At 43.5% G+C, this 12840-nt stretch carries 12 protein-coding genes and 2 rRNA genes (1 of these 14 only partly in view); 1 reads left to right on the plus strand and 13 read right to left on the minus strand.

From position 1 onward, the window contains the following. Positions 1 to 82: 82 nt before the first annotated feature. A complete protein-coding gene (metG, locus tag HWX64_RS11805; protein WP_175989781.1) occupies positions 83 to 2044 on the minus strand; it encodes a methionine--tRNA ligase in 1962 nt (653 codons plus the stop codon). 474 nt (positions 2045 to 2518) lie between these two features. Here metG and HWX64_RS11810 point away from each other — a divergent pair, with 474 nt between their 5' ends. Then, positions 2519 to 2800 (plus strand): AbrB/MazE/SpoVT family DNA-binding domain-containing protein, encoded by a 282-nt coding sequence (locus HWX64_RS11810; RefSeq protein ID WP_172253980.1) that lies wholly within the window; start codon positions 2519 to 2521, stop codon positions 2798 to 2800. A 49-nt stretch (positions 2801 to 2849) separates the two neighbouring features. Here HWX64_RS11810 and rsmI read toward each other — a convergent pair whose 3' ends face one another. The 12 genes from rsmI to HWX64_RS11870 form a co-directional block, all read right to left on the minus strand. Continuing rightward, positions 2850 to 3728 carry a 16S rRNA (cytidine(1402)-2'-O)-methyltransferase gene (gene rsmI, locus HWX64_RS11815; protein WP_175989782.1) on the minus strand — a complete coding sequence of 293 codons (879 nt, stop codon included), beginning with the start codon at positions 3726 to 3728 and terminating at the stop codon, positions 2850 to 2852. 28 nt (positions 3729 to 3756) lie between these two features. Then, positions 3757 to 4500 (minus strand): tRNA1(Val) (adenine(37)-N6)-methyltransferase, encoded by a 744-nt coding sequence (locus HWX64_RS11820; protein WP_175989783.1) that lies wholly within the window; start codon positions 4498 to 4500, stop codon positions 3757 to 3759. A 99-nt stretch (positions 4501 to 4599) separates the two neighbouring features. Then, the gene (gene yabA, locus HWX64_RS11825; protein WP_175989784.1) at positions 4600 to 4974 is read right to left on the minus strand and encodes a DNA replication initiation control protein YabA; all 375 of its coding nucleotides are present in this window, start codon (positions 4972 to 4974) and stop codon (positions 4600 to 4602) included. A 14-nt stretch (positions 4975 to 4988) separates the two neighbouring features. Further along, on the minus strand, positions 4989 to 5816 hold the full coding sequence (locus tag HWX64_RS11830) for a stage 0 sporulation family protein (RefSeq protein ID WP_175989785.1): 828 nt from the start codon (positions 5814 to 5816) through the stop codon (positions 4989 to 4991). Between the two features lie 7 nt (positions 5817 to 5823). Further along, positions 5824 to 6807, minus strand: coding sequence for a DNA polymerase III subunit delta' (holB, locus tag HWX64_RS11835; RefSeq protein WP_175989786.1), 984 nt, complete (start codon positions 6805 to 6807; stop codon positions 5824 to 5826). Positions 6808 to 6820: 13 nt separating this feature from the next. Continuing rightward, the gene (locus HWX64_RS11840; RefSeq protein ID WP_175989787.1) at positions 6821 to 7261 is read right to left on the minus strand and encodes a YaaR family protein; all 441 of its coding nucleotides are present in this window, start codon (positions 7259 to 7261) and stop codon (positions 6821 to 6823) included. Between the two features lie 21 nt (positions 7262 to 7282). Next, positions 7283 to 7612 (minus strand): cyclic-di-AMP receptor, encoded by a 330-nt coding sequence (locus HWX64_RS11845; protein ID WP_175989788.1) that lies wholly within the window; start codon positions 7610 to 7612, stop codon positions 7283 to 7285. Between the two features lie 138 nt (positions 7613 to 7750). Next, complete coding sequence (tmk, locus tag HWX64_RS11850; RefSeq protein ID WP_175989789.1) at positions 7751 to 8380, minus strand: dTMP kinase; 630 nt, start codon at positions 8378 to 8380, stop codon at positions 7751 to 7753. A gap of 17 nt (positions 8381 to 8397) precedes the next feature. Continuing rightward, entirely contained in the window at positions 8398 to 9825 is a 1428-nt protein-coding gene (locus tag HWX64_RS11855; protein WP_175989790.1) for an aminotransferase class I/II-fold pyridoxal phosphate-dependent enzyme, read from the minus strand. Positions 9826 to 9921: 96 nt separating this feature from the next. Beyond that, a complete protein-coding gene (locus tag HWX64_RS11860) occupies positions 9922 to 10122 on the minus strand; it encodes a sigma factor G inhibitor Gin (protein WP_231937995.1) in 201 nt (66 codons plus the stop codon). A gap of 716 nt (positions 10123 to 10838) precedes the next feature. Further along, positions 10839 to 10955 (minus strand): 5S ribosomal RNA (gene rrf, locus HWX64_RS11865). A 101-nt stretch (positions 10956 to 11056) separates the two neighbouring features. Further along, positions 11057 to 12840, minus strand: a 23S ribosomal RNA gene (locus tag HWX64_RS11870) (it continues 1152 nt past the right edge of the window).

The following is a 12840-nucleotide window of genomic DNA, read 5'->3' on the forward strand; positions in this document are numbered from 1 at the left end:
TATTGAAAACACATCACTTTTTGATATATTATTTCAAGATAACAAAAGGATGTTCCACGTGGAACATCCTTTTGTTGCTTGTTTATTTTACTTTTGTCCCGTTTGGCAGTGTTTGGTCCACTGTTGCGAGGGATAGGGTGCCGTTTTCTTCTCCAGCAAGAATCATTCCTTGGGAAAGTTCTCCCCGTAATTTTACCGGCTTCAGGTTGGTTACGCAGATGACTTTCTTTCCGACTAACTCTTCAGGCTTATAGTGTTTAGCGATTCCGGATACCACTTGTCTCTTTTCGTACCCGAGATCAAGTTGGATTTTAAGGAGTTTATCCGCTTTTTTAACATGTTCGGCATCTACTACTTGTGCCACTCTAAGCTCTACTTTCATGAAGTCATCAATGGTGATTTCATCACTCTCATCCGGTGCCGGAGCAGCTGCTTTTTCTTCTTGAGCAGGCTTGCTTCCCTGCATTTTTTCTTTGATATAGTCAACCTCTTCCTGCAGGTCAAGACGCGGAAAGATCGGCTCGCCTTTCTTCACCACTTCAGTTCCTTCAGGGATGGCACCAAATTCCTCTAAGCTTTCCCACGTTTGAAGTTTTTCATCGTGGAGATTCAGCTGTTCAAAGATTTTCTTTGGTGTTCTCGTTAGGAATGGCTGCAGGAGAACGGCAACTCTGCGAAGGGATTCTGCCAGGTGGCTCATGACACTTCCCAATTCGTCTTTCTTATCTTCTTCTTTTGCTAGTGCCCAAGGCTGAGTTTCATCTATATATTTATTTGTACGGCTCACCAGCTGCCATAGGCTGGATAGCACAACCGAAAATTCCATGTTTTCCATTGCTTCTTCGTATCTTTCCGCTGTTTCCTTGTTGATGCTCAATAGATTTTGATCGAACTCTCCATTCGAACCAGTATATGCCGGGATCACACCGTCAAAATACTTGTTGATCATGGCAACCGTTCTGTTCAACAGGTTACCAAGGTCATTGGCAAGATCGAAGTTGATGCGTTCTACAAATCCTTCCGGCGTGAATACACCGTCGGAACCAAATGGAACTTCCCTTAATAAGTAGTAACGCAGTGAATCAAGACCGTAGCGGTCAATCAGCGTGACCGGATCGACCACATTCCCTTTTGACTTCGACATTTTACCGTCTTTCATCAATAACCACCCGTGGGCAAATACCTTTTTAGGAAGAGGCAGGTCTAATGCCATCAACATGATCGGCCAGTAAATCGTGTGGAAGCGGACAATTTCCTTCCCTACCAAATGAACATCCGCTGGCCAATATTTAAGATACTCTTTATCATTTTCACTGCCATATCCTAAAGATGTAATATAATTAGATAGCGCATCGACCCATACATAGATAACATGCTTGGGATCACCCGGAACCTTCACACCCCAGTCGAATGTGGTTCTTGATACAGCCAGATCCTCTAAGCCAGGCTTGATGAAGTTATTCACCATCTCATTTTTACGTGACTCAGGCTGGATGAATTCAGGATTTTCATTATAATAAGCCAGCAGACGATCGACATATTTACTCATCTTAAAGAAGTATGATTCTTCTTTTACCTTTTCGACAGGACGTCCGCAGTCAGGGCAGTTTCCGTTTTCAAGCTGTCTTTCAGTGAAGAAGGATTCACATGGCGTACAGTACCATCCTTCATATTGATCAAGGTAGATGTCGCCTTGATCCACCAATTGTTTGAAGATCTTCTCGACGATGTCTTTATGGCGATTCTCCGTTGTACGGATGAAATCATCATAGGAGATGTCCAGTTTCCCCCACAAATCCTTGATGCCGCTGACGATATTATCTACGTAGCTTTGAGGGCTGATGCCCTGCTCTTCCGCTTTCCGCTGAATTTTTTGCCCGTGCTCATCGGTACCCGTTAAATATTTGACATCGAATCCGCGCATTCTTTTATAACGGGCCATCGCATCTCCGGCCACTGTCGTATATGCATGGCCAATATGTAAATTTCCACTTGGATAGTAGATTGGTGTTGTAATATAGAAGGTCTTCAATTTTTCTTCCACTTTCGCTTCCTCCTCTTTCTTTCTAAAATGCCCACATAAACATCCAGGCGGGTCCGAATGGTATAGAGTGGATTTTTTCTATTGTCTTACCTATTATCTTAACCTCTTATCTCATCAAAATATACCTAAAATATAGTGATTCTGCAACTGTACGGTACATCGATTAGGGTATGTCGAAACGAAAGAAGAAACATGTCGATTTCTGTCGAATTATTGCGTGTGCAAAGATTATTCGACAAGTTTCTTTTGATTACAATAATATTAAATTGGTAATACATTTTTTTACAATACTCTGTAAAGCTTATCATATCAACTTTTTTGTTGTAAGTTATTTTTAAAAATTTACAAATATAATTATTGACGATAGATAAAATCGTTGGTATGATATTACCAGAAACAGAAAAATGTCGAATATTGACGAACATAGAACTAACTAGAGAGATAAAATAAAACATTTTTTGGAGGAGAAATTACATGAAATCTACAGGTATTGTAAGAAAAGTTGATGAATTAGGCCGTGTCGTTATTCCAATCGAACTTCGCCGTACACTTGGCATCGCTGAGAAAGATGCTCTTGAGATCTACGTGGACGACGAAAGAATTATCCTTAAGAAATACAAGCCAAGCATGACTTGCCAAATTACTGGTGAAGTATCTGATGACAACATCAAGCTTGCAGATGGTAAATTGATTCTAAGCCGTGAAGGTGCAGAACAATTGATTAAAGAAATCCAAAATTCTTTCCAAGCAAAATAAGCTTTTTACTAATAAATAGAAGGGCTGAGTCATGAACTCAGCCCTTTTTCTATTCATTCTCTACGTGAAATGCCTGATAGACTTCTCTCTTCTGGAGGTTTCTTTCTTTGGCCACTTCTTTGATCGCCAGTTTAGAGGACATTTCTTTTTCTTCTATATAATACTGAACATGATCTTTTAAGGAATAGTCCTCCCACCAATCTTCTTGTTCTTCTTCCTCCGGATGCTGATTTCCTTCTATCAGTAAACAGAATTCCCCTCTTACTTCACCGCTCTCAGCCCACTTCAATACTTCTTCCAAAGGACCGCGGATAAACTCTTCAAATTTCTTTGTCAGCTCACGGCAAATGACAATCTGTCTGTTTCCAAGGGCTTGATGCAATTCCTTGAGTGTTTCCTTCAGTCTATGCGGCGATTCATACAGGATAAACGTATCCTTCAAGGAACGAAGCCTTTCCAATTCAGCACGCTTCTCTTTCTTCCCTCTATGTAAGAACCCGTAAAAATAAAACGGCTGGGGGGCTAAGCCGGAAGCGATCAATGCTGTCAATGCAGCATTGGCCCCGGGGAGAGGGATGACGGAGAGGTCGTTTTCTATGGCTGCTTTCACCAGTTCATAGCCGGGGTCTGAAATGGAAGGCATCCCTGCATCACTGACAAGAGCAACTGTTTCACCTTGTTCCATTCTCTCGATCAGCTTTGGACCGCTTGATTCTTTATTATGCTCATGATAACTGATAATCGGTGTATCGATTTCGAAGTAGTTACTCAACTTCTTCGTATTTCTTGTATCCTCCGCTGCAATGACATCGGCTTCCTTCATGATGCGGATCGCCCTGAAAGTCATATCTTCCAGATTCCCAATAGGGGTAGGCACAAGATACAGGCTGCCTTTACCGCTTTCCTGGTAGCTTTTTTGCTGGTTCATAATGGTTTCACCTCCTGATTGATTTACCTTATTCTTTCCCGTACAGGATTTCATGAACTTCCTGTGAATACTCGTTGTCCTCATTGTACACGAATAATGACGGAAGAACTTTCAAGTCCGGTTTGCCGTCTTTGATTCCTTCGATTAACAGCGTATTGGCTTCTTTTCCCGGCCTCGGGTAGACGAGTCTCATCCGCTTCGGTTCCAGGCGGTGCTTCCTCATGAGGGACAGTATATCCATCAACCTTCCCGGTCTGTGCACGAATGAAGCTTTCCCTCCCTGCTTCAGCAGGTAGCTGGCTGCCTGGATCGTATCTTCCAGTGTGCAAAGGACCTCATGACGGGCGATCGTGTAATGCTCATTCAGGTTTTGCATCGCGGTTGGAAGGGTTTCAAAATAGGGCGGGTTACACGTCACAACATCATAGTGAGAATGATGCAGCAGTTTGTTTATTTCTTTCACATCTCCAAGCTTCATCGAAACCTGATGTTCGACGCCATTATACTCAATGCTTCTCTCTGCCATATCATAGAGCCGCTCCTGTATCTCTACACCTGTAATTTCAACTTCTGTTCTGGCGCTTAATAACAGTGGTATGATTCCATTTCCCGAGCATAAATCAACCACTTTCCCTCTCTTTAACGGCAAATAGCTGAAACGGGCAAGCAATACTGCATCCAAAGAAAAGGAAAACACCGAAGGGCTTTGGATGATCCTCATGTTTTCTGCCAGTAGATAATCTAATCTTTCATCCTCTTTTAGTACAACCATCTCTATCCTCCGTGGTTATTTCAACAAAAAGGACCAATCCCTGTCGAATGGATCAGCCCTTTTCGTCGTTTATCATATTCTTACACTTTAGGTTCTTCTTTATTTCTTATTTAAGAAAGAAAGGCAGAACAAGCAATCCTCGTCTTTGCGAGGGCTTCCAAAATGGATGTTGCATATATGGAAGCCTTCCTGGTAAAGCCGGGCAAGGTTATCGTATCCTTCCCCGATATCCAGTTGTTTATCTTCTAAGTCTGACTCACTCGTCGTACCCGCATCGCCTGTTGTTTGTTCCTTTTTCGGTGAGTTCTCCGTCTGTTCCAGTCTTCGGCGCAAATGTTCATTTTCAAGCTTGAGGGAATTATTCTCCTCAAGCATTTCAGCCAGGCACCGCTTAAGCTCGCCTAACTGATTATATAAATCACCAATTTGTTGTTCCATATTGCTGACTGAATCAAAGAACTCTTTTTTATCCACGACACTACACCCCGTTACTCTGTGGCTTGGAATGATACGGCACCCGCGTTCATAATTTCATCTAAAGTGAATTCCAACACACGTTCTTCTTCTTTGATTTCGACTTGAAGAACACGTTCAAGAATATTAAGACCTACCACTTTACCTTTCCCATGAGGTGTCTTAATCACTTCACCAATATCAGGCAATTCTTCTTTGGCTGCTTCATATTCGTCATTTTCATATTTCAGACAACACATTAAGCGGCCGCAAAGCCCTGAGATCTTGGTCGGATTAAGGGACAGATTTTGATCCTTGGCCATCTTGATGGATACCGGTTCAAAATCTCCTAAAAAGGTCGAACAACAAAGCATACGGCCACAAGGACCGATACCACCCAGCATTTTCGCTTCGTCACGAACGCCAATCTGACGAAGTTCAATGCGCGTACGGAAAATAGAAGCAAGGTCTTTCACCAGCTCCCGGAAATCAACACGCCCATCAGCTGTAAAATAAAATATGACTTTATTACGATCAAATGTATATTCTACATCTACTAATTTCATATCTAATTGATGCTGATTGATTTTGTCACAACATACATTGTAGGCTTCCTCTGCAGAAGATTTGTTTTCTTCCACTGTTAAACGATCTTTTTGATCTGCGATACGTATCACCTTTTTTAAAGGAAGCACTACATCATTTTCACCGACTTGCTTTCTTTCTACGACTACTTTACCAAATTCGACTCCGCGGACAGTTTCAACAATCACGTAATTGTTTTTCTGGACATCCAGTGCCCCGGGATCGAAATAATAGATTTTACCCGCTTTTTTAAAGCGTACTCCTACAACATCGTACAAAGGACCATCACCCCTGCAGTTTTAGCATAAGCTGTTCTACCAGCAGCTGAGAATTCATATTGGCGTTTAACTTGCGTTTTGCTTCAAGTATCGCCGTCATACTAGTAGAAAGGCGGTTTGTTGATACTTGAAGTGCGTTTGATTTCCATATTTCCTTTTGGTCCGGGTAGACGAGCTGTTCTTCTTTTCCTAATTGGATCTGAAGTAAGTCTTTATATATCAGAAGTAAAAGATCTAATGCTCGATCAACTTGATCTTTTTCTTTGAAGTGCTGTACAAAATCCTCTTGAATTTTCACCATTGCTTGGAAGGGACTTTTCTGGAGGACTTCATATAATTTTAACACTATTATTCTTGCTTGTGCAAACCACTCATTTTGACATATTTCTACAGCTTCTTCATAGCGATTGGTCAAATTTGCCGCCAGAGAGGCCATATGCGGCTGAATGCCCTCATCCATCAATTGTTTCATCAGATGTTCTTTCGGCAGCGGTTTGAAAGAAATCGTCTGGCACCTTGAAAGAATGGTAGGCAGCATTCTATGAATATTTTCAGTGATAAGGATCGCGGTCGCATCCGCCAAAGGTTCTTCCAGGAATTTCAACAGACTATTAGCGGCATTGGCAGTCATTTTATCACTATGAACAATGATATAAATCTTTTTCTTCGATTCGACTCCTGTCTTGGAGAACTCCTCTTGAAGCGACTTTATCTGCTCTTTTTTTATCGAAAGGCCATCCGGCTCCACCAGATGAAGGTCCGGGTGATTTCCATTATTGACACGTCTGCAGTTATTGCATTCTTCGCATGCTTTGCCGTCTCTGCGGTTTTCACAAAGCAATGCTTTCGCAAACAGCAAGCTTACTTCCTTTTTCCGTGTGCCTTTTTCCCCTTCAAATAAGTAGGCATGCGCAACCCGGTCCTTCATGATACTGTTCTGAAGCATCTGCAGGACCACCGGCTGAAACGATTGTATTTCTTCAAACTTCATGTCGACCACTCACTTACATATAGAGATTGATCAGCAATCCCTTTATTTCTCCGATTTTTCCTAATACATCGATAGACTTCTTTTCTTTATCCATAACTGCTTCGGTTAATTCGACAAGCTGACGGTCGACGGTTTCCACGATATTGAGCTTTCTTCCCTCGCCATATTGATTCCATGTATGGGACTGTTTAAGATCCATGCCGAAATCTACAGCTTCTCTTACAAACTTCTTAACCAGTGTTTTATATTTTGCAAGGTCTTTAAAGGTTCTGGATTTTGCCAAACGGCTTCCTGCGTCTTCGATCGTGACCAAAAGCTTACTCAACTGCTCCATCTGCATCTTCTGATCATGCTTTTGGACAAGCTGACCGAATTTCACTTGGCTCGTCCCTGTTGTCCTGCTTTCCTTTTGAAGCTTGTCTAAAGACACACGGGTATCCTGGTTGATCTTCATACCTTAAACTCCTCGCTTTAATTAAAACTGATGAAATTGATCGACCGGAAGGACAAACACCGTCGCTCCTCCGACCTCGACCTCAACCGGGTAAGGGACATACGAGTCCGCATTCCCTCCCATCGGGGAAACCGGCGCAACCAATTGATCACGGGATTGGCAATTATCCTTGATCACCTGCAAAGCTTTATCTACACGAATATCTTCAGTACCAATGATGAATGTGGTATTACCGGACTTTAGAAATCCTCCGGTACTTGCAAGTTTTGTCGAACGAAAATTGTGTTCCATCAACGCATTAGACAAACGATTACTATCTTTATCCTGAACAACAGCCATAATGACTTTCATATGTGGCTTTCCTCCATTTCGAAGACATTTACTTCCTTCTATTATATCAATAAAAAGGTACTGCTGACATCTTTCCTATAAAAAAGAAGACAACTTCCCATAGACTCTTATGTCAATAGAAGCTGCCCGCCACACTGGCTATCCAATAAAATTCTTTACAATGTCATATGCTGACACGAATACTTCTTCTTTATTCCTACTCGCATCCACAACCTTGATTCGGTCAGGGTATTGTTTGACGAGGGTTTGATAACCCTCGTAAACCTTCTGGTGGAAATCCAGGGATTCAAGGTCTAACCGGTTCACTTCGCGGCCGTCGTGCTGAGCGATTCTCTTTAAGCCTTCTTCGGGGTCGATATCGAAGTAAAGTGTAAGGTCAGGCATTTTATCCTCGATTGCAAATTGGTTGATGTTCATCACTTCCATCATCCCGATCCCTCTGCCATTCCCCTGATACGCAAGGGAACTGTCAATGAAGCGGTCACAGATGACAATGGCACCTTTTTCAAGAGCAGGTATGATAATCTCAACCAGATGCTGACGTCTGGCAGCGGCATACAGCAATGCCTCCGTGCGGATATCCATTGCCGTATTGTCTTTATTTAAAATGACTTCCCTGATTTGCTCTGCAATGGCAATGCCTCCGGGTTCTCTTGTTTGTACGACTTCATAGCCGTCTTCAACCAGCTGATCGTAAAGCTCTTTCAATATCGTTGACTTGCCTGCACCATCTGAACCTTCAACTGTAATAAATCTTCCTTGTTTCATTTTTCTATACCCTCCATCTATCGATAAACACGTACGCAATTCTCATCTAAGCGATGATCACCTTGTATGTTGGCTTTATTTTTCACATAATGTGTCAACCTTGCTATCGTATCATGAGAAATTCTTTCACCTGGTATCAGCAAAGGTATACCTGGTGGATAAGGGGTGATCATTTGCGACGAAATTTCCCCCTCAGCCTCCTCCAGCAAGATCCACTTTTCATCCTTATCTTCCATTTCTTCAAGGCTTAATGCGAGCGTACTATAATGTTTAGTTGCATCTCTTTTTATGGCGTCATCGGTCGTTTCTTCTTCTGATTCATCTATTTCCTTCAATGCTTCCTTTATCCGATTTACCGCTTCTTTATATGGAAAGGTCCGATTGCCTTTCACCAAAGGAAGGATCATGAGAACATAGTAAGGGTCTGCCAGCTCACAAAAGATTCCTTGTTGCTCCAATAATCCCTGGAGCTCATAACCGGTTTTCCCTTTCATATGAAGAAGCAGTTTTAAGGGGTCATCGGAACGTCTTACTCCGAGTCCCTCATGAACTCTGTTTAACGCCTCTGCAAATCCACTGTTCTCCTCAATATTCCGCTTGATATCCTGTTCTGTCATCGTCCCTATATACGCCCTGGCATAATCAAGCGATGCCATAATCGGGTATGAGGGACTGCTTGATTGCAGAATCGATAAATATTCCCGTATCTTTCTTTCACTCACACGATTCGTCCCTATATGTAAAAAGGAGCCCATCGTCATGGCCGGCAGCATTTTATGAGCCGAGTGAATCACAACGTCCGCACCTGATTCCAAAGCCGACTTCGGAAAAGGGTGTCCTAACTGAAAATGCGGACCATGTGCTTCATCAATGATACATACAACCCCATGATGATGTAATTCAGTGATCAGTGTTTCTACGTCGTACGTCATTCCGTAGTAAGTGGGATACGTCAGTATACAAGCCTTTGCATTCGGGTAGTCCTTTACTGTCGCTTTTATAGACTCCAGATTGACGCCGATCGGCATTCTTCCTTCTTGATCCCACTCTGTTTCTATTAAAATAGGAACGGCTCTCGCAAGCTTGATCCCGTTCAATACAGACTTATGACAGTTTCTTTGAACAAGCACAGGATCCCCAGGAGAACATGAAGCCAGTATTGCCGCAATATTCCCTGCTGTACTGCCATTCACGAGAAAATAACTCTTCACACTTCCATACAAATCACTGAGTAATGATTCTGCTTCTTTTATAGCTTCAGAGGGGTCATGTAAATCATCTAACCCGCTAAGCTCAGTTAAATCACGTTTATAAAAAAACTGCATGTCCTTCTCATCTATGAACAAACCATTTTTATGACCGGGAACATGGAATGAGATGGGATCCATCTCAACATGTTTCTCGATCGCTTCAACAAGAGGCATTCTTGATTGATCACACTTCACCTTTATCCCTCTCTCACCACAAATATCAATCTTCATCGTACCACACTTTATCCTTCTAAAACTAAAAAAATCATAACCAAGCTGTCTATCACCTGGTTATGAATAAATTTGAGGGGTATTCACTTTTTTCAATCGCTGAACGAACAATTTGTATACCGGATCATTCGTCTCCGTCTGTACCATTTCCCGTTCACATTCCGTACAGATGAACGATGTGTATAGATGGATTCCAACTGACTTCTCACTTTGACACACAATACACTGCTCTTCAACCGCCTTACGCTCTGCATTCATCATAAGGTTCTCCACCTCCATACAATCTATTGTGCCCCAAGTGCTTCAATTGTATACAGTATTTTAAACTTTTAAACTAACAGAATTATCAAGTGTACTTTTATCTTATGTAGAGAGCGCCCAGTCTGTGTATGTCTTTATTAAAAAGTTTGGAAAAAGTTCGGTTTGTGGTATTGGGAAGAGTTCCGATAATAAAACATCTTTTGCGAGGGATAGGAGACCCTTCTGATCATATCTTGATGCGATTGAAAAAAGGATTCTCGGTTTCGATAATAAAAGTCGGATTTTCGATAATTGATTCTTTGATTTCGATAATAAAAAGTCGATTATCGATAATAAATCAGGGGACTTCTTCATCTGCGTGTTCATTTTCTTGTGTTTTTGTTAAAGCGGTCTTATTTTTAGGGGAACATCCCCCGCTTTTTCAATAAGGAGAAGGGTTTTTCATTAAAATAGACAAATTAAAGGGCTAAAAAAGGAAAAATTTAATTGTTTTTATTTAATAAGGTGGGCCTACACCATAGGGGAATCGTTCAGGAGATCTTTAAGGGCGTTCCGGAGTTCATTTTTTCACTGTTCATGATTAATATTTCAATTCCGGACAATATTTTTTCAATTTCCACATATTATTTTTCAAAACCAATCACAACTCAAAAAAAACTGCATTTTCCTTTCACCCAAACAAAAAAACAGCCCATAAAGAGCTGCTTTTCCTATTTGCCTGGCGACGTCCTACTCTCACAGGGGGAGAGCCCCCAACTACCATCGGCGCTGAAGAGCTTAACTTCCGTGTTCGGCATGGGAACGGGTGTGACCTCTTCGCCATAATCACCAGACGAATATTCAATTGAAGGGGTTGTTCCTTCAAAACTAGATAAAGGATTGATGTCAAGAAAGCCGAATATCGACCAATGTGTTCATTTAAAAATGACTCTTTGTGGTTAAGTCCTCGATCGATTAGTATCAGTCAGCTCCACATGTCGCCATGCTTCCACCTCTGACCTATCTACCTGGTCATCTTCCAGGGATCTTACTCACATAAAGTGATGGGAAATCTCATCTCGAGGGGGGCTTCATGCTTAGATGCTTTCAGCACTTATCCCTTCCGCACATAGCTACCCAGCGATGCCTTTGGCAAGACAACTGGTACACCAGCGATGCGTCCATCCCGGTCCTCTCGTACTAAGGACAGCTCCTCTCAAATTTCCTGCGCCCACGACGGATAGGGACCGAACTGTCTCACGACGTTCTGAACCCAGCTCGCGTACCGCTTTAATGGGCGAACAGCCCAACCCTTGGGACCGACTACAGCCCCAGGATGCGATGAGCCGACATCGAGGTGCCAAACCTCCCCGTCGATGTGGACTCTTGGGGGAGATAAGCCTGTTATCCCCGGGGTAGCTTTTATCCGTTGAGCGATGGCCCTTCCATGCGGAACCACCGGATCACTAAGCCCGACTTTCGTCCCTGCTCGACTTGTAGGTCTCGCAGTCAAGCTCCCTTGTGCCTTTACACTCTGCGAATGATTTCCAACCATTCTGAGGGAACCTTTGGGCGCCTCCGTTACTCTTTAGGAGGCGACCGCCCCAGTCAAACTGCCCACCTGACACTGTCTCCCACCCCGATAAGGGGCGCGGGTTAGAATTTCAATACAGCCAGGGTAGTATCCCACCAACGCCTCCACCGAAGCTGGCGCTCCGGCTTCCAAGGCTCCTACCTATCCTGTACAAGCTGTACCAAAATTCAATATCAGGCTACAGTAAAGCTCCACGGGGTCTTTCCGTCCTGTCGCGGGTAACCTGCATCTTCACAGGTACTATAATTTCACCGAGTCTCTCGTTGAGACAGTGCCCAGATCGTTACGCCTTTCGTGCGGGTCGGAACTTACCCGACAAGGAATTTCGCTACCTTAGGACCGTTATAGTTACGGCCGCCGTTTACTGGGGCTTCGATTCGCACCTTCGCTTGCGCTAAGCACTCCTCTTAACCTTCCAGCACCGGGCAGGCGTCAGCCCCTATACTTCGCCTTACGGCTTCGCAGAGACCTGTGTTTTTGCTAAACAGTCGCCTGGGCCTATTCACTGCGGCTCTTCGAGGCTATGCACCTCAAAGAGCACCCCTTCTCCCGAAGTTACGGGGTCATTTTGCCGAGTTCCTTAACGAGAGTTCTCTCGCTCACCTTAGGATTCTCTCCTCGCCTACCTGTGTCGGTTTGCGGTACGGGCACCTTTTTCCTCGCTAGAGGCTTTTCTTGGCAGTGTGGAATCAGGAACTTCGCTACTATAATTCGCTCGCTGTCACAGCTCAGCCTTCACGATGATGGGATTTGCCTCATCATCAGCCTAACTGCTTAGACGCACATATCCAGCAGTGCGCTTACCCTATCCTCCTGCGTCCCCCCATTGCTCAAACGGAAAAGAGGTGGTACAGGAATATCAACCTGTTGTCCATCGTCTACGCCTATCGGCCTCGACTTAGGTCCCGACTAACCCTGAGCGGACGAGCCTTCCTCAGGAAACCTTAGGCATTCGGTGGATGGGATTCTCACCCATCTTTCGCTACTCATACCGGCATTCTCACTTCTAAGCACTCCACCAGTCCTTACGGTCTGACTTCACTGTCCTTAGAACGCTCTCCTACCACTGACACCTAGAGGTGTCAATCCACAGCTTCGGTGATACGTTTAGCCCCGGTACATTTTCGGCGCAGAGTCACTCGACC

It is taken from the genome of Bacillus sp. Marseille-Q1617 (assembly GCF_903645295.1).
Classification (GTDB): domain Bacteria; phylum Bacillota; class Bacilli; order Bacillales; family Bacillaceae_B; genus Rossellomorea.